This window comes from Novosphingobium rhizovicinum (assembly GCF_040813635.1).
Taxonomy (GTDB): Bacteria; Pseudomonadota; Alphaproteobacteria; order Sphingomonadales; family Sphingomonadaceae; genus Novosphingobium; species Novosphingobium rhizovicinum.
The window spans coordinates 103,814-120,312 of the sequence record NZ_JBFNXR010000048.1 but is presented as its reverse complement, the minus strand read 5'-3'; the positions used below and the strand labels follow the sequence as shown (position 1 = coordinate 120,312).

The 16,499-nt window shown below is 61.1% G+C and carries 15 protein-coding genes and 2 tRNA genes; 7 read left to right on the top strand and 10 right to left on the bottom strand.

Going from position 1 to position 16,499, the window contains the following annotated elements:
• Positions 1-64 precede the first annotated feature (64 nt).
• The 3 genes from ABUH87_RS12535 to ABUH87_RS12525 all read left to right on the top strand — a co-directional run bounded on the left by ABUH87_RS12535 (position 65) and on the right by ABUH87_RS12525 (position 4,327).
• A protein-coding gene (locus ABUH87_RS12535; protein WP_367769135.1) for an IS3 family transposase occupies positions 65-1,236 on the top strand; the annotation gives its coding sequence in 2 pieces (ribosomal slippage) (positions 65-317 and positions 317-1,236; 1,173 coding nt in all).
• 543 nt (positions 1,237-1,779) lie between these two features.
• On the top strand, positions 1,780-2,403 hold the full coding sequence (locus ABUH87_RS12530) for a recombinase family protein (protein ID WP_367774192.1): 624 nt from the start codon (positions 1,780-1,782) through the stop codon (positions 2,401-2,403).
• Positions 2,404-3,667: 1,264 nt separating this feature from the next.
• The gene (locus ABUH87_RS12525; RefSeq protein WP_367774190.1) at positions 3,668-4,327 is read left to right on the top strand and encodes a hypothetical protein; all 660 of its coding nucleotides are present in this window, start codon (positions 3,668-3,670) and stop codon (positions 4,325-4,327) included.
• 476 nt (positions 4,328-4,803) lie between these two features.
• Here ABUH87_RS12525 and ABUH87_RS12520 read toward each other — a convergent pair whose 3' ends face one another.
• The 6 genes from ABUH87_RS12520 to ABUH87_RS12495 form a co-directional block, all read right to left on the bottom strand.
• The gene (locus tag ABUH87_RS12520; protein ID WP_367774189.1) at positions 4,804-4,998 is read right to left on the bottom strand and encodes a hypothetical protein; all 195 of its coding nucleotides are present in this window, start codon (positions 4,996-4,998) and stop codon (positions 4,804-4,806) included.
• A 151-nt stretch (positions 4,999-5,149) separates the two neighbouring features.
• A complete protein-coding gene (locus ABUH87_RS12515) occupies positions 5,150-5,281 on the bottom strand; it encodes a hypothetical protein (RefSeq protein WP_367774188.1) in 132 nt (43 codons plus the stop codon).
• A gap of 144 nt (positions 5,282-5,425) precedes the next feature.
• A tRNA-Pro gene (locus ABUH87_RS12510) sits at positions 5,426-5,502 on the bottom strand.
• A gap of 23 nt (positions 5,503-5,525) precedes the next feature.
• Positions 5,526-5,601: transfer RNA gene (locus ABUH87_RS12505), tRNA-Ile, on the bottom strand.
• An 81-nt stretch (positions 5,602-5,682) separates the two neighbouring features.
• On the bottom strand, positions 5,683-6,687 hold the full coding sequence (locus ABUH87_RS12500; RefSeq protein ID WP_367774185.1) for a polysaccharide deacetylase family protein: 1,005 nt from the start codon (positions 6,685-6,687) through the stop codon (positions 5,683-5,685).
• 52 nt (positions 6,688-6,739) lie between these two features.
• Entirely contained in the window at positions 6,740-8,437 is a 1,698-nt protein-coding gene (locus ABUH87_RS12495) for a sensor histidine kinase (protein ID WP_367774183.1), read from the bottom strand.
• Positions 8,438-8,674: 237 nt separating this feature from the next.
• Between ABUH87_RS12495 and ABUH87_RS12490 the strand changes: the two genes are divergently transcribed.
• Positions 8,675-9,139 carry an Lrp/AsnC family transcriptional regulator gene (locus ABUH87_RS12490; protein WP_367774196.1) on the top strand — a complete coding sequence of 155 codons (465 nt, stop codon included), beginning with the start codon at positions 8,675-8,677 and terminating at the stop codon, positions 9,137-9,139.
• Positions 9,140-9,468: 329 nt separating this feature from the next.
• Here ABUH87_RS12490 and aroQ read toward each other — a convergent pair whose 3' ends face one another.
• Positions 9,469-9,906 carry a type II 3-dehydroquinate dehydratase gene (aroQ, locus tag ABUH87_RS12485; RefSeq protein WP_367774181.1) on the bottom strand — a complete coding sequence of 146 codons (438 nt, stop codon included), beginning with the start codon at positions 9,904-9,906 and terminating at the stop codon, positions 9,469-9,471.
• Positions 9,907-9,979: 73 nt separating this feature from the next.
• Positions 9,980-10,402 (bottom strand): 3TM-type holin, encoded by a 423-nt coding sequence (locus tag ABUH87_RS12480; RefSeq protein WP_367774179.1) that lies wholly within the window; start codon positions 10,400-10,402, stop codon positions 9,980-9,982.
• A gap of 243 nt (positions 10,403-10,645) precedes the next feature.
• Between ABUH87_RS12480 and ABUH87_RS12475 the strand changes: the two genes are divergently transcribed.
• From ABUH87_RS12475 to ABUH87_RS12465, 3 genes are read left to right on the top strand one after another with little or no spacing between them, the layout of a single operon-like run.
• The gene (locus tag ABUH87_RS12475; protein ID WP_367774177.1) at positions 10,646-11,146 is read left to right on the top strand and encodes a 2Fe-2S iron-sulfur cluster-binding protein; all 501 of its coding nucleotides are present in this window, start codon (positions 10,646-10,648) and stop codon (positions 11,144-11,146) included.
• Entirely contained in the window at positions 11,143-12,123 is a 981-nt protein-coding gene (locus tag ABUH87_RS12470) for an FAD binding domain-containing protein (RefSeq protein WP_367774174.1), read from the top strand. Before ABUH87_RS12475 ends, ABUH87_RS12470 begins: the two co-directional genes overlap by 4 nt.
• The gene (locus ABUH87_RS12465; RefSeq protein WP_367774171.1) at positions 12,120-14,327 is read left to right on the top strand and encodes a xanthine dehydrogenase family protein molybdopterin-binding subunit; all 2,208 of its coding nucleotides are present in this window, start codon (positions 12,120-12,122) and stop codon (positions 14,325-14,327) included. Before ABUH87_RS12470 ends, ABUH87_RS12465 begins: the two co-directional genes overlap by 4 nt.
• Before the next feature lie 83 nt (positions 14,328-14,410).
• Here ABUH87_RS12465 and ABUH87_RS12460 read toward each other — a convergent pair whose 3' ends face one another.
• Together ABUH87_RS12460 and ABUH87_RS12455 are read right to left on the bottom strand one after the other, a co-directional pair.
• On the bottom strand, positions 14,411-15,172 hold the full coding sequence (locus tag ABUH87_RS12460; protein ID WP_367774169.1) for a TetR/AcrR family transcriptional regulator: 762 nt from the start codon (positions 15,170-15,172) through the stop codon (positions 14,411-14,413).
• Between the two features lie 54 nt (positions 15,173-15,226).
• The gene (locus tag ABUH87_RS12455; RefSeq protein WP_367774167.1) at positions 15,227-16,492 is read right to left on the bottom strand and encodes an MFS transporter; all 1,266 of its coding nucleotides are present in this window, start codon (positions 16,490-16,492) and stop codon (positions 15,227-15,229) included.
• Positions 16,493-16,499 lie beyond the last annotated feature (7 nt).

The window sequence follows — 16,499 nt, the reverse complement described above, 5'->3', positions numbered from 1 at the left end:
TGACCTGACCCCCTGATTTTCCTCCACGCTCGATTAGAGTCCGGTCCATGGAAGGACGGACGAGATGAAGCGTAAGAGGTTTTCAGAAGAGCAGATCATCGGCGTGCTGAAGGAAGCCGAGGCAGGGGCGAAGACCGCAGACCTGGCACGCCGGCACGGGGTGTCGGAAGCGACGATCTACAACTGGAAGTCGAAGTATGGCGGGCTCGAGGTATCCGAGGCTCGGCGGCTGAAGGCACTCGAGGACGAGAACGCGAAGCTCAAGCGGCTGCTGGCCGATGCGATGCTGGACCAGGCTGCGCTGAAGGATCTTCTGTCAAAAAAGTGGTGACGCCCGCCGCCAAGCGGGAAGCTGTGGCTCATCTCCGGGCCTGCCACGGGATGAGCGAGCGGCGGGCGTGCCGTGTCGTTGGTGCCGATCGCAAGGGCGTGCGCTACCGCTCGACGCGGGCCGACGATGCCGAATTGAGAGAGAAGCTGCGCGAGCTGGCGAACCAACGCCGGCGGTTCGGCTATCGCAGGCTGCATATCCTGCTGCGCCGGGAGGGCGTGATGATCAACCGGAAGAAGACCCAGCGGATCTATCGGGAGGAAGGACTGGCTGTCAGGCGGCGGCGCAGCCGCAGACGTGCGATCGGCGCGAGGGCGCCGGCACCGGTTCTGGCCCTGCCGAACCAACGCTGGAGCCTGGACTTCGTGCACGACCAGATGGCGTCGGGCCGGCGGTTCCGTGTGCTCAACGTCGTCGATGACGTGACCAGGGAGTGCCTGGCAGCGGTGCCGGACACGTCGATCTCCGGGCGCCGGGTGGTGCGCGAGCTGACCGAGCTGATCGCGAAGCGTGGCAAGCCGGGGATGATCGTCAGCGATAACGGCACGGAACTGACCTCCAACGCCGTGCTGGCATGGTGCGGGGAAATTGGCGTGGAGTGGCACTACATCGCGCCCGGCAAGCCGATGCAGAACGGCTATGTCGAGAGCTTCAACGGCCGCATGCGCGATGAGCTGCTCAATGAGACGCTCTTCCTCAGCCTCGATCACGCCCGCGCCGAGATCGCCGCGTGGGTGGAAGACTACAACCGGGAGAGGCCGCACTCGGCCCTTGGATACGACACCCCGGCGGCGTTCGCCGCCGAACTGCAACAGCAATGGCCTGCTCCGCTACGCCCTACGGGCTCCGCTGCGCAGCCCATTGCTTCAACCGCGCTCATGCGCAAAACAACCGCCCGGCTCTAATCCCAGCTGGAGGAAAGCTGGGGGTCAGGTCAGCCCCGCTGCATTCTAATATGTGGCGGGAGCATCCAACTTGTTGAGTTCATCAATGGAGGATCAGCATAAGCGACGAAAATAAGATGGGTCTAGAGGGTTGGGTTCAGAAAGGCCATGTTGCGCCCAAAGGGACCATTCAGAACGGCTACAGGCCGGCATCTGGAAGCCTCGGAACACCGCCGACCAGCGGTAGTGCTGTTTCAAAGCCGGAACCGTCGAAGAAGGATTGATCAGCGGAACGCGACCAACTGGATCAAGAACAGCCGCTCCACGCTCAACGCCCCTGTCCTAACCGTTCCGAGCGGCTGTTCTCGCGAGTCGTGACAGCCTTGCACAGTCTCGATTTGCTGGAAAGCGGCTAGCAGGAGCCGTCTTTCAGCCGCCGGTACCTCACTGTATCGGAATCGTCCGTTTACGTTGTAGATGCGTGGCATGTATCGGAAAATAGCTTGACGATAGTATCGATACGGGTGCAATAAGGATGCACGGTTTCGATACAGGAGTCGCCGCATGGCCCGCACCTTTGCTTACTGCCGCGTCAGCACCGCTGATCAGACTACAGATAACCAGCTTTGCGAGATTGAAGGCGCTGGCTTCGCCGTGGAGCCTAAGCGCGCGATTGCTGAGACTGTCTCGGGCTCTGTGCCGGCGATGGAGCGCAAGGGCTTTGTGCGGTTGCTGGATCGGATGGAGAGCGGCGACGTGCTTGTCGTCACCAAGCTAGACCGGCTTGGCCGCAATGCCATGGACGTGCGTGCTACGGTCGAGCGATTGGCAGGTGAGGGCATCCGCATTCACTGCCTCGCCCTTGGCGGCACTGATCTTACCAGCGCGGCGGGTAAGATGATGATGGGCGTTATTAGCGCCATGGCAGAGTTCGAGCGTGATCTACTGATTGAACGCACGCAAGCTGGCCTGTCCCGTGCCAAGGCGCAGGGCAAGGCGCTAGGACGGCCAGCAGCGCTGTCAGAGGCGCAGCAAGCCGCCATCCGTACCCGGCGTGCAGAAGGGGTCTCACTTGGTACTCTAGCGAAAGAGTATGGCGTGAGCCGTGCTGCTATTCAGCGAGTAGAGAAGCGCGCCATGGCAGTGCAGGGTAGGGCAGGGGGCACCCCCTCCCCAGGGGGCATGTAAGAAAACCAACAATTCAAAAGAACTTTGAAGATCGTTCGGAAAAAGCGATCATCGGAAAGCGTCAGAGCAACCCCGATCACATGACAGCACCCGGCTCCACTTGCCCTCATGAATGAGCGCGAGCCGACTTGCCCTGCACAGCCTCTACAGTCTCACAGCACGCGATCAGCGAACGCCGACGATGGCAGCGCAGAACCGTGGCGGGATCCTGGCGCAGCAAAGCTGTGGGGCAAGCACTTGCGCATCGGCGTGCTGCTACATTCACATGTAGTAACAAAGCGGACGTGCGTGATAGTTGGGAGCTATTCCATCCTGGTCATAACCTCGATGTGGAAGGCGCGAATCATCCAAGTAGTCTAGGTGAAGACAGGGCGGACCTCAATTCTAGGTCAGGCCACTTTGTGCCCCCACCCGCTCCAGAATTGGATTGCGCTCCTTCAACGCGAGGCTGTAACTTGCAAGTTCGCGTCTTGCGTTCGCTCGCCGATTAGCAGGTGCCCCAAAGTGCATCTCCTGACCAACTAGACAGCTGATGTTTCAGGAGGTAAGATCAAACCAACTCGACCGAGCGTTGCAAAAATGCCGTCGGAACAGCTGAGCGGTTCCGACGGCTAGTTGCAAGGACGTCAGCTAGTTGCAAACAGTCCTCGGGTCGCCTCGGGAGTTCAGAATGGCGTTTGAGAGATGCGTTATCGGCGTCTCGGAAGCTCGGCTTTGTCTGCGCTGAAGGGCTTCCAGTTCTGACCTGTACAACATAGCAAGCATCGTATGCGCTGACTGTGCCTCCAGAGAGGCGGCTTCTTCTGCGCAGCGTTCTTCGTCGCTGATGCGATCAAGGCAATACTTTATATCGTCGTTCATCGTCAGATCCCTACCCATATTAGGGCACAAGCACGGTCCCGGTGCTGAGTTTCAAAGCAAGCGCGTTCCACTGAAATGCATCCTCAACCAAGAACGCGCTTGCTTCGGTTAGGCGCGCTTAACCATGACATGGTTGCACGCTCTTATCTGTATTCAACAGATTAGACTGTAAGTTCCTGGGATTGCTTCGTTCCTGAAGGCACTGGTGCCTCGCCAACGGTTGTGAGCGAGGCAAGCGCTTTGAGGAATTTTGCTGCCCCCTATCTTTGCCCGGAACTACTCGTCCTCGAAATCTTTGTCGGAATAAAGAACAGAGATTAGCTACAAAAAACGGAGCTACTTGCGCTCTTTGGTAGTGCGCCCTAAGCCGCTCCCGGGGTAGTGCGGCGGGGGTGCCGAGCCGATGACGGACCGGATTATAGATATTCTCAATGATCTCTCTAGATCATTGCAGATCCCGGTTTTGACCCCGGAATACGAAATCGTTCTTTTCCTTCTGGAACGCAGTGGAGCTACGGCAGACGAACTGCTCAAGAACTCTAGCCTGTCCTCGGCTGGTTGCTACAAGACCATAGAGCGCCTTAAGCACTGGGGAGTTGTCAATTCAGAGCCAGGCGAGTTCGACCGGCGGTGCCGGCATTATCGACTGAGCCCGAGATTTGAAGAGCTTGTTCTAACGAACTTCAAGAGGTACCTGGTTTCGCACGCGAGCTTCGCAACGTTAGGCATCAACCCCGGTGAGCTTGAGGGGCGCAATGGTGTGCGAGAGCCGGACGACCGCCTTGATCACCTAAGCTGCGAGTACGAAATACTTCTCTACCTCTACCTCCAGCCGCACCTAGCGAATAGCGACCTATCTGAGCTGGTTGGATCCTCGACCACGAAGTTCAATTTAGCGCTGGGAAACCTGTCTCGCTTAGGTCTGATTACGTATAACCATGCACCGTCGGACAAGCGTCGGAAGCTCTATTCCATCTCTGGTGAAGCGCGAGCCGCCATAGAGGCCGTTCATCAGCGGGTTTCCGCGTGGCTCGACTGCAAGTGGCAAGCGCGAGCATTATAGGCAATAGTTAGTCAGCAGGTGAGCAACTCCCTGCATACCCATGGCAGCTGCGATGGAGGCGTGAGTGCCGACGAATGGCTCGATGCGCTTTGCGCTTGTGACACCTAGCCTGCCGAGCGCGTGCTTTCGTCACGAGCAACCGATCTCCGAGAGCGCCTCTAATCCGCAGGCGAATCGTTTCAGGTGCCAAAGCGCCAGCCAGCATCGCTTTTCGAAGCTTCGCGGATTGTTCGGCTAACTTTAGGCCCAGCCGCTCAGTGCTCTCACCGGAAGAGGTGTCCGCAGCTCCAACAAGTGTCGAAGTTAAGATCGGCATTCGACCTGCCGGCGGCACGCCGGGCACGAAACGACATTGCTGGTCATCTAATCCCCCTGGAACGATCCTAGTAGAGCCGCAGGAAAGCTCAAGCTCATGCAAAAGGCCCGCCATTCGCGAGGAATGGCGGGCTGGGGTGTGACGTTGATTAGAGGCTGAGCTAGTTCCCGAACGCCTCTTGCCACTCGCAATCGACCTGCCCGTCGATTGTGCTGCCGGGTGCCCAATCCGCAGGTGCTTCTGCGCCTATGGCTGCATATATCGTATCGGCTGCACGATCAGCGCCGGCAAGCAACAGTAGCTCGGCAAGCGTATCAAGTAGTGCGCGGTCCCCCCGCGTGAGATTGGTAGTCATCAAGATCCCTCCGACATGACGACCGCTCACGATGGCGGGCGAATCATGTCGGAGGGGCAATTAAGACAGGGGCTGTGTGTGGATCAAATCACACGCAGCCTTCGGCTCCGCGGTCGCCGCCGCGTCCGGGATCACGCCGATTGTCAGAGTTCTAGACGTTGAAGATCCCGACTATCAGCAGGATCGTACCCGGCAAGCCGATCAATATGCGGTATGGCCGTGGTGCATTTTCATCGAAGAGTATCGCTGCCGCCACCAGCAGAATACCGACGATCGTACCCACCCAATACACGCCGGCCGTCTCCCCCAGCACAGGCTAGTACGGCTATGTAGAGGCGACAACTGTCAATTTGCGCTGTCAATACCACTGTCAATTCACCCGCAAACTCTTCGCGTAAGTGATTGGAAACCTTAGCAAAAATAGAAATGGTCGGGGAGACAGGATTCGAACCTGCGACATCCTGCTCCCAAAGCAGGCGCGCTACCAGACTGCGCCACTCCCCGACTATACTTCTCCACCAAAGCGGTGGTGGGCCCGGCAGGATTCGAACCCGCGACCTAGCCGTTATGAGCGGCCAGCTCTAACCGCTGAGCTACAGGCCCGGGGCCGTCCAGAGACGAACCAGCCGGCACCGGCGATGCTTGCGCCCCGCCGGGTAAGGCTCCCTAGCTTGCTCAAGCGCACTAGGCAAGCGCAACGCTCTCCATGATGTCAGTAACCGAGGTTGGCTGCACACCGCGGCGGGCAAGATGGGCAAAAACGATGCGCCACCACGCATAAAGACGCTCCAGGTCTTCCTCGTTGCGGACGTAGGGCGTGTAGCCGGGCGCCAGCGACGGACTATGGAAAGACAGTACGAGAACGGGCAATCCTTCGTCCAGAGCCACGTCGATCGCGCGCACTGCTTCTTCGGCAGTAACTCCTTCTGGAGTCAGGGGAATGCGCTCCAGTAATCCGGCGCGGGAGAGAATCCCTCGAATCGATGGCGCTCGCCAGAGGTGCGGGTAAATTACGTTGCCGAGCTGGCGCAGTGGTCCCCAGAAGATTGTGGTGAGAGGCAGCTCAAGCAGGTTTCGCTGCCGATCAACCCAGTAAGGCCGCAGGGGATGATCGCGATAGTTCGGTCCGCCGGAGCCGCTGTAATCGAACATCGCCCGCACCGAGGTATCAATTGTAAGCCCGTGATCCGCGAGAATGTCTGCGGTCTCTGGCCCAAGTCCGTAGCGACCCGCGCGGTAAATCAGCGGCCGCGAACCGAATTTGGCTTCAATAGTGTCGCGCAGGATCCGGAATTTCTCTCGCTCCAATTCCACGGGCAAGTTGCCGGCGTAGCTGTTGTATTGGTTGACCTCTTCCGCAAGGGGAGGGCTGACCCAGGGATGCAGCTGAACGCCGACTTCGGCGCGGCCGGCCGCAACAGCGGCGCCGATCGCTTCGACGGCTTCTGGCGCCTGGGCGACAGGATAATCGATCAAGTAAACCGGAACCACGCCGTGGCTTTCGCAGAATTCCTGGAAGGTACGCAGCGCTGGAACGGTGTCCAGAGTATGCTTCTCTCGATCGAGGGAGGCGTTCCAGTCGAACTCTTCTTCGGTGTCGACAGTTACAAGGAAGCGCTGTCCGAAATCGTTCCGAAACGTGACGTAGTCAGGAGAAGTGGGGCGCTCCAGGAGGTTTGGACCCGGCAACGTATATCCCCCCGTTTCGATCGCTGCCGCCGCTCGCTGAGCAGCGGCTTAGTCAGGCGTGGGTATGTCCCGCCACTTGCGCCGTCAAGCATGGAAGGACCAGCTGGAGCCGCGAATCGAGGCGAGTGAGCCGTCCTCCTGCGCCGGCGGCCTCGGCAACGGCCAATCGCAAGGTGAAGCTGGGCCCGAACATTCCCGCCGAGAGTGACCGCGTCGGTTCGAAAGGCTGCGGGGCGCCAGGCTCGCCTTCCATTCGCTCCATCAACGAACGGGGCACGTCGACAGTAAGGACAGCATTCACAGCTGTAGTCTGGAGGTCGAGCATGAGCATCTCGCCCGGAGCGGTGGACCCGGCGAGCGTCGCAAGAAGGCGCCAGACAAGCCGGGCCGCTTCCTCATGATCAATGGTGAGCGGAATGAGCGTTGCGTTCTGGTCGGCAAAGTCGGTGGCAAGCGCAAAGCCGCTACGCCGTGGAGATGTCCAGGCGCGCAGCCGTGCGACTGTCTCCGTGACGATCCGAGCCAGATCGGCCTCGCCTTCGGTAAGCGTCAGTGCACCGGCTTCCAGCTTCACCAAACGGTCAAGTTCATCGAAACCGGCCAGGATCTGCGCTGTGTCACCCGCGATGGCCGCGGCGAGCGCGCGATACTCATGAGGCGCCGCCCCGTAGAGTTGTTGCTGGATGATCTCGGCGGCGACCTGGATGGCGTTGGCGGGCGTGCGAAGCTCATGCAGCACCTGCCGCATGGTGTCAGCCTGCGTGTTGCTCAGATCACGTTGATCCGAAGGCGCTACCATACGGCGCAGGCGGCCGGCGTAGCCAACGAAGCGACCATCCGGTTTGCTGAAGCGCGGCAGGGCGTCGAGGCGCCAAGCGCCAGCGAGGGCAGGAGCGCTGGCGAGTGTTACCTCGACTCGCGTCAGCGGCTGGCGTTCACGCATCGCACTTTGGATGCGTGCCGCCGCGCTCTCATCGGGAGCGACAGCGAGATTGTACCCGATCAGCCCGGGAGCGAGTGGACCATCCGCCCAGTTGATCCGGCCTTGCGCGTCCGTTGTGAAGTCGAGCGCGAGAACCTTGGCCCGGCTGGCTGCGCTTACCGGCTCCGACGGGCTTACCGCTTCTGCTGAGCGGCCCTCCGCATGTGTGGCGCGTGCCTTTCGGAAGGCCTCGATGCGCTGCACGATCGCACCGATCCCGTCTCCACTGTCCTCTTTGTCTTCTTTGGAGCGGCGACCAGATGCACCGCCTTCGACCACGACTAACTCGGGGCGTCCCTGCCGTTCCGGGGGAACGGCGGCAGCGGCTGGCGGCAAGGCGCGATCGGCAATTCCCAGGCGTTCGAGCAGTGCCTCGACTCTCGGAGTGGACTCCCGACGGTGGCGTAGAATGCCGCGTGCGCGCACAGGAAGGGTCGGGACGAGTGCAAGCCACTCCTCCTCGCGCAGATCTGCCGCTGCCATGGCTGCGCTTGCGACTTCCGGCTCCGCATCCGCTAAGTGTGCCACCAGCCCCGGCGCCGCGAGGCGAGTCGAAGGTTCGCGCAGGATGGTGGCACGCTCGGCTGCGGGGATCTCGTTCGCAAGTGCGTCAAGCCGAGCGTAGGCCTGCGCGTAGACAGGTCCTTGGGGTCCATCTTGAACGGGCTGTGCGAGCAGGTCGATCAGCTGCCGGAATTGGATCCGTGCCATCGCCGGACCGGAAACCGGTTGCCGCAGCACGGTGGCAAGGCGATCGTCGAAGTGCATCAATGTTCCGCCAGGCGCGCGAGCGGGATTGCCGCGACTGCTCCAATCCCGACCAGACTGGTCCGGATGGTCGCCACCCGTAGCAAACCACCCGCCGCTGGAAAGCGGATCGGGAGCGGCGTTGCAAAGCGGGACAATTACGTTAGGGAACAATAATATTTCTTCGCCACGAAGAAGGGCTTCTGGATATTTCTCGGCCGTTGAATCGGAACAAAGTGAGGCGCGGCAATCATGCCCATGATCAATCTTGACGAAATCGACCGCAGGCTCCTCGCCGAGCTGCAGCGCGAGGGGCGGATTACCAACGTTGAGCTTGCGCACCGGGTCGGACTCACCGCTCCGCCTTGTTTGCGCCGGGTCCGCAGCCTTGAAGAGGCTGGTGTGATTCAAGGCTACCATGCGGACCTCGACGCCTCGAAGCTGGGGTTCACCATCACTGTCTTCGCGCTGGTCAGCCTGAAGAGCCAGGCGGAAGAGGCCCTGCGCGCATTCGAGGACCACATGCGGGGACTGCCCGAGGTGCGGGAGTGCCATATGCTGAACGGTGAGATCGACTTCATTCTGAAGATCGTCAGCCGCGACCTGCAAAGCTTCCAGGAGTTTCTTACGTCGAAACTCACGCCCGCGCCCAATGTCGACAGTGTGAAGACCTCGCTCACGATACGCACCGCGAAAAGCGTGCCCGGGGTGCCGCTGGAATGACGATGCCGCGCGGATGGCCGCAGACCACCGCGGGCATACGGAGCCCGGTCCGGGATGCCAGGAGGCGGTGGATCACTGCGTCGGCCATTTGTGTCCTTCTGATCATGCCTCTTGTTGCAATGCAGTTCACGCGAGAGGTTAACTGGACTGCATCCGATTTCGGGGCGGCGGCTGTTCTCCTGCTTCTATGTACGCTCACTTATGAACTGTTGGTTAGGCGTATAGCAAAAAGGAGACTGAGACGCACCTGCACGCTATGCCTGCTCGCGGGCTCGCTGCTCCTTTGGGCAAACGGAGCGGTGGGCGTTTTCGTATAAGGCACCGGCAATTTACAACCGTGCAGCTGCCTCAAGCGCCAGCAGGTAACTGTCCGCACCGAAGCCGGCGATCGTCCCCTTCGCGGCGGGGGCAACCCATGATGTGTGGCGGAATGCTTCGCGCGCATGGGGGTTCGATAGGTGGACCTCGATTACGGGCACTTCGATAGCCCGGATGGCATCGAGCAGTGCCACGGACGTGTGGGTGTAAGCGCCTGCGTTGAGCAGCACGGCGTGTGCACCGCGAGCCTGTGCATCGTGAAGACCATCCACGAGATCGCCTTCGTGATTGGATTGACGAACCTCTACCGCGAAGCCCAGCGCTGTCCCGCGCTCCGTCAACGCGGCGCCGATATCGTCGAGAGTGGCGGAGCCGTAAATTCCCGGCTCCCGCTTTCCGAGCAGGTTGAGATTAGGGCCGTTCAGCACAAGGATCAGCTTCTCCGGCACGCTCTTACTCCCCTGCTAGAATCAGCGTCTGCATAAACGACGGACCTGCCGAAGCAAGAAGGGGGCAGGGCGCTCAACGCTCCTGAGCCTTCGCTTTGCCCCACTGGCGTAAAGTTGCGTAGCCGAGGTACCCGGTTCCGAAGAGCGCGTAGAGCGGCTCAGGAAGGGCTCTCAGGTAAGCCGCCACACCTGCAGCGATGGCAGCGGCTATCTCGGCATGGAATGCGGCGATCAGGCCGACGGGCAATGCGCCGAGTATCATGGCATACATGACGTAGAGGAACGTCGGCCGCGCGCGACGAGTCCAGGGATCGTCCGGCGCGCCCAAGCCGGGCCTTTCCTCGAGACCCGCGCTCAGCTGTTCGAACTCCTTTGCTCGCGCCGGAGGATAGAGTCCGGCACCGGCGAAACTGGAAGCCTGAGGCTCTGGACGGGAGCGGCCGACGAGCCGCGTCAGGAAGATGATGAGGATCTCGGCGATCGTGCGGCGAAGCATGCGGCTCTCCCGGATAGCTAGAGAGAGGTTATAACCCGTATGGTTTGTGTAGGAAAGCGGCTGGCAGTCGCTCAGTTTCCACATGGCCCTCGCACCCACCGGAGACACCTCGCAGGAGACCGGCGCGGCAACCGCGTCACCGAACTAAAGGTCCTGAACGGCTGTGCCCACCGGCGTAGCGCTGTGCAGAAACTCCGGATCGATCCGCAACGCCGCGCGTTGCGAACGGTCAGAGGAGTTTGCATGAAACTGTCCATCAACGGTGAGCAACGCGCATTCGAAGGAGATACCCGCACAAGTCTCCTCGATTTCCTGCGCCGGGATTGCGGTCTTACCGGAACCAAGAAGGGGTGCGATCATGGACAGTGCGGCGCCTGTACGGTGTTGATCAACGGAGTCCGGATCAACTCGTGCCTCACTCTTGCTGTGATGCATGACGGAGACGAGATCACCACCATCGAAGGCTTGGGAACGATGGATCAGATGCATCCTCTCCAGGCCGCCTTCGTGTCTCATGACGGCTACCAGTGCGGATATTGCACGCCCGGGCAGATATGCTCCGCTAAAGCCATGCTGGATGAGCTTGCCGGCGGTTGGGCGAGCTTCGTCAGCAGCGACCTGGAAGGCGAAGTGAGGCTCACCCGCGAGGAGGTTGCGGAGCGTATGAGCGGCAACATTTGCCGCTGCGGTGCTTATCCGAACATCGTCGATGCCATCCTTGAAGTTGCGGAGAGCAGCAAGTGAGGCCGTTCGAATACACGCGCGCGGATCAGGTCGATTCGGCCGCTCAGATGATCCGCAGCGGCGCCCGCCCGATAGCAGGAGGCACGAACCTGCTCGACTTGATGAAGCTGGAGATCGAGACTCCCAGCGCTTTGGTGGACATCAATCAGCTTCCACTGGGCCGGATCGAAGAAGCCGAAGGGGGACTGCGGATCGGCGCTTTGGTCACGAATAGTGACTGCGCTGCCGACATGCGCATCCGACGTGACTACCCGGTCCTCGCCCGCGCCATTCTCGGCGGCGCGACGTTTCAGTTGCGCAACAAGGCCACAACCGGCGGCAACCTGTGTCAGAGAACGCGCTGCTATTATTTCTACAACGTCGATCAGCCGTGCAACAAGCGCGAGCCTGGGAGCGGTTGCGGCGCGATCGGGGGGATGAACCGGATCCACGCCATTCTAGGCTCCAATGAACTCTGTATCGCAACATACCCCGGCGACATGGCCGTTGCCCTTTGCGCCCTCGGAGCCGAGGTCGAGATTATGAATGCGGAGGGGAACACGCGGCGTGTACCTGTCCGTGAGTTTCACCGGTTGCCTGGCGACAAGCCCGAGAAGGACAATGTGCTCGAACCCGGTGAGGTGATCACGGGCGTCCTGCTTCCCCCGCCCGCGGGCGGCACGCAGATCTACCGAAAGGTGCGTGACCGTTCCTCCTACGCCTTCGCCTTGGTTTCGATCGCAGCAGTCCTAAGCATGGAAGAGGGGCGCATCGCCTCCGCTTCGCTCGCGTTCGGTGGCATCGCTCATAAGCCATGGCACGACTCGCGGGTCGACCGCCTGCTGACTGGTGAACTGCCGACCGATGCTTTGTTCGATCAGGCCGCGGACCTCCTGCTCGACAGCGCGAGAGTGTGGGGCTTCAACGACTTCAAGGTCCCGCTGACCCGAAGAACGCTCAAAGCGGTGCTAAGGGAAGCCACGGGAGTTGCAGCATGATCCGCACCTTGATCATGAATGAGCCGGATGAGCGCGACCGTCTGGATCGGATGGCGCAGGGAGTCATCGGTAGCCCCTTAAACAGGCTGGACGGACCGGCTAAAGTCACCGGAACCGCGCCCTATGCCGCTGAATACAGCGTCGAGGGGTGTCTGGAAGGCGTGCTGGTCACCGCTACGGTCGCGAAAGGTTCAGTGGAATCAATCGACCAGGATTCTGTTCTCTCGATGCCGGGAGTGGTGGCTGTCATAACCGACCCGCGCATGACCACCCGTCCGGCTCAGGGCGGAGCGGGGAAGGCGCCCGTTCAGGGTCCGGGCAAGGTGGACTACTACGGTCAGCCGATCGCCCTCGTCGTCGCCGAGACCTTCGAACAGGCGCGGGACGCATCCAAGCACTTGAAGGTTACATACAGAGAACAGAAGGGAACTGTGCTCGACCCGCACTCAGCCGATGCGCAAGTGGAGGAACAGACAAGCAAATCGGTTGTTCAGGGAAACCTGGCTGGTGCCATGATCGATGCAGCCCATGCCGTCGATGTTACCTACACGACCGAATGCCACAACAGTGCACCCATGGAGCCCCATGCCAGCGTCGCCGAGTGGGATGGTCACTCACTCACAGTGCATCTCAGCATGCAGATGCTGAAATACAACGTGAAGGAACTTGCCGACGCCCTCGATCTCTCGCCAGAGCGGATCAGGCTGGTTTCGCGGTATGTCGGCGGCGGTTTCGGTTCGAAGTTGGGCATTAGCCCGGAGGCGGTGGCAGCCTCGCTCGCTGCGATGAAGCTCAACCGCCCGGTTCGCGTCGTGATGCTGCGCCAGCAGGTTTTTCAGTGCGTCATGCGGCGTTCGGAAACCACGCAGCACTTCCGGCTTGCTGTTGATGCCGCCGCCCGTCTTGGCGGCTTCGGTCACGAAGCACTGGTGTCCAATCTGCCCGGAGAAGTTTTTGCTGAGCCTGTCACGCAGGCAAGCAAGTTTCTCTACCGCGGCGAAAACCGTGTGCTGCGCGTCGAGGTCGCGCGCGTGCACAGAATGACGGCTGGTTCTGTCCGGGCGCCCGGGGAGGCCGTTGGAATGGTGGCTCTCGAGTCCGCAATGGACGAACTCGCGAATGAAATCGGCATCGACCCTGTCGAGTTACGCCTGCGCAACATTCCAGAGCGGCATCCGAGCCTCGACGTCCCATACAGCTCTCGAAAGCTCGCAGAGTGCCTGACGAGTGGGGCAGAGCGTTTCGGATGGGACGGCAAGAAGCGGGCGCCATGTCTGCGGCGCGAGGGCGAATGGTGGATTGGCACCGGCATGGCGACCGCTGCGCGCGTGCACAACGTCAACGAGGCGAAAGCTCGCGTGCGGCTGTGCTCCGACGGTACTGCGATCGTCGAAAGTGACATGACCGACATCGGCACCGGCACCTACACAGTGCTCGGCCAGATCGCGGCAGAGATGCTTGGGGTCGACCCCGAGAACGTACTCGTTCGCCTCGGCGACACAGACTTCCCACCGGGCGCAGGCTCTGGTGGTAGCTGGGGTGCGGCATCCACCGGATCCGCTGTGTTCGAGGCCTGTGAGGCGATACGGGAAAAGGTCGCGCCCATGTTGGGCTGCAGCGACGATGACCTGACTCTGAAAGGGGGGCTTGCGACCGCCGGAAATCTTCAGATCCGGGTGTCCGATCTTCTGCAAGGCGAGGGCATCGAGGCGATCGGACACTTCAAGCCTGGTGCCGTCAAGGAGCAGTATCACTCCGCAATGTACGGCGCCTTTTTCGCAGAGATCGGGGTCAACGCTTACACCGGCGAGACGCGTGTACGGCGCTTCCATGGGACATTCGGGCTAGGCCGCGTACTCAACCACAAGACCGCCCGTTCACAATGCCTTGGCGGGATGGTCTGGGGCATCGGCAGCGCGCTTACCGAAGACCTTATGTTCGACCGGCGTGACGGGCATGTCGTAAACCCGGACTTGGCTGAGTACCACGTGCCCGTGAACCTGGACGTGCCCGAAATGGACGTCGTGCTTCTCGAGGATAGGGATCCGGCCGCAAGCCCGCTTCAGGCAAAAGGGGTGGGGGAGCTGGGGATCTGCGGCGCGGGCGGCGCAATCGGTAACGCGATCTACCACGCGTGCGGCGTGCGCGTACGAAGCTATCCGATTACGCCCGACAAGATAATGGCCCATCTACCCGACGTTTAGCGGTAGCAGAGGGGTTCGGCGCGCCAGCTGCACGAACAGCGAACGACCCCTCTCGGGTATGCTTCAGACGAGCGATCGAGCGGCTATTCGGCACTCTCGAGGCCTGATCCTCTTAGAAAGAGGGTGACGCTATAATCGACGCTGGCCTTGATCTCTTCCTCTTTGAGGACGTGTCCCAGGAGGCTCAGGCGTACCGGGCCGCCCGCAGCGAGGCTCATGAAGGAGGTCGCGGCGCGGTGGGGATCTGCGGCGCCTGCGCTTCCCGGCGCGGCGTGCGCCCGGATCAGGTCGGCCAGCAATGTGACTGCGGGCTGGATACCCTGCATCATCGCGGCGTAGGCAAGATCCGGAAAACGATGAGCCTGCGCGGTGAGGATCCTCTGCAGGCGGAGCGCGGATGGTGTGGTGGCGTTGCGGATCCGCATCAGGGCAATGGCGGTCAGCGTGCCGCGCAGATCGTCCTCAACGAGAGCGGCTACTTCGGAATAGGGAACGGTGTAATCCTCGACAGCGCGCTGCAGGGCTGCCTCCAGCAAGGCAGACTTGTCCTTGTAGAGCGCATACACAGTGCGCTTTGACATTCCGATCACGCTGACGATTTCGTCGATCGTCGTCTGTTCGAAACCCTTTTCCAAAATCGCGTCGAGAGCAACGCTCAGGAGCAGGTCGTGGCGCTTCCGCTGCTGCTCGCGCGTCGGGCGCCCGCCGCGTGGACGAACGGTTCTCGTCTCGCCTCTCGTCGAAATGTCCATTTCCATGCCGAACTCGTTAGCAAACTGACTGCCCGGCACCAGAGTAACCGCATGATCGCTGCCGCGAAAAGGGCGACGCGGCCTTTGTGTCATCACTCCCTTGTGCCATTTCAGCCTAGCGACACGCTGGGGCGGACGCCTGGCCGATCAATGCACCTCACCTTTGGCAACCTGCTCCAGCGCCATCTCCTGTCCGGTCGATAGAACAGGGTCGGCTTTATCACCGCTTTTTGCTGTCAGGGCGAACAATGCAGCACCTACAGCGGTCGTCACTGCAGCGAAGAGAAGGAACGCGGAGTAGCCGAAGCCTTGGTGGAGCATCAGGCTGAGTATGCCCGAGCCTACAGCCGAGCCGCCTCCGATCACAGCCGTGACAAAGCTGAGCAGCAGGCTGAAGTTGGCCATGTCGAAGTTGCGTGAAACGAAGTAGGCGCCCAGATCGCCTTCCGCGCCTTGGGCCAGCCCGATCAGTAGAATGGCCAGAAAAACCGGCCCAACCTGAACGGCTCCGCTGCCGAGCATCGCATAGCCTGCCGCAGGAAGGCCAAGGGCCGCAAGCGCCACCAGGTGAGCGGGAATCCGGTCCAGTGCCAGACCGCTGAGAAAACGTCCGACGATCACGCCAACGGCATAGACCGATAGCATCCACGTCGCTGTGCTCGCAGCCACTCCCGCGTCTTCGAGTACGAGCTTCAACTGCGAGGATGCGATTGCCTGAGGCAAGTTGACCAGGAACATGCCTGCAAGCAGCATCAGCAGCCCGCGATGGCTCAGCAGCTTGCGCAGCGAACCGGCGGTGAAGGGCGGTGTCTTGGCGGCCCACGCCTTGGCCGCTTCGTTACTTTGCGCGCGCATCGCTCCCACGGCAATGAGTCCGCCGAATGCAGTGACGGCAGCAAGGGCCGCATAGCCGGCTCGCCATCCTTCGGCTGCAATCAGGCTGCCTAGCAGAGGGGCAGCGATGGCGCCCGCCAGAGGCGGCATCGTCATTAGTAGAGAAAGCGCCAGTCCACGCGCCCTGTCAAAGCGCTCGACAATGACCCGGCAGAACACGAGCGAGGTCGTCAGAATGCCGAAGACATGCTGCAGGGCATATATCGCAAAGAAGGCCGGCAGTGAGCCGTCGATCTGAGTGAAGCCGAGGAAGCCGAGCGAGAGGGCGACAAACCCCAGGCTTGCCGCCCGACGTGCTCCAAAGCGGTCGGTAAAGCGGCCGGCAAACGGTGCGAGCAGCAAAGTCACCACCGGCAACGCCCCGATCAGGGCGAACTGCGCCTTGGTCCACCCGAACTCGGCAAGTAGGGGCGGTCCAAAGAGGCTCATCGTATAATGGCTCAGTGCCGAGCCGAGGCCGATGCCGACACTGGCGCTTAATAAAGCCTGCCAGTTGATGCGCAGTTCGCTCAGATACATGCGGCGA

Bases quoted from the DNA above. Each gene is read 5' to 3' on its own strand.
- ABUH87_RS12530 (WP_367774192.1), top strand. From the start codon at position 1,780: ATGGCCCGCACCTTTGCTTACTGCCGCGTCAGCACCGCTGATCAGACT.
- ABUH87_RS12525 (WP_367774190.1), top strand. From the start codon at position 3,668: ATGACGGACCGGATTATAGATATTCTCAATGATCTCTCTAGATCATTG.
- ABUH87_RS12520 (WP_367774189.1), bottom strand. From the start codon at position 4,998: ATGACTACCAATCTCACGCGGGGGGACCGCGCACTACTTGATACGCTT.
- ABUH87_RS12495 (WP_367774183.1), bottom strand. From the start codon at position 8,437: ATGCACTTCGACGATCGCCTTGCCACCGTGCTGCGGCAACCGGTTTCC.
- ABUH87_RS12490 (WP_367774196.1), top strand. From the start codon at position 8,675: ATGATCAATCTTGACGAAATCGACCGCAGGCTCCTCGCCGAGCTGCAG.
- ABUH87_RS12480 (WP_367774179.1), bottom strand. From the start codon at position 10,402: ATGCTTCGCCGCACGATCGCCGAGATCCTCATCATCTTCCTGACGCGG.
- ABUH87_RS12475 (WP_367774177.1), top strand. From the start codon at position 10,646: ATGAAACTGTCCATCAACGGTGAGCAACGCGCATTCGAAGGAGATACC.
- ABUH87_RS12465 (WP_367774171.1), top strand. From the start codon at position 12,120: ATGATCCGCACCTTGATCATGAATGAGCCGGATGAGCGCGACCGTCTG.
- ABUH87_RS12460 (WP_367774169.1), bottom strand. From the start codon at position 15,172: ATGACACAAAGGCCGCGTCGCCCTTTTCGCGGCAGCGATCATGCGGTT.
- ABUH87_RS12455 (WP_367774167.1), bottom strand. From the start codon at position 16,492: ATGTATCTGAGCGAACTGCGCATCAACTGGCAGGCTTTATTAAGCGCC.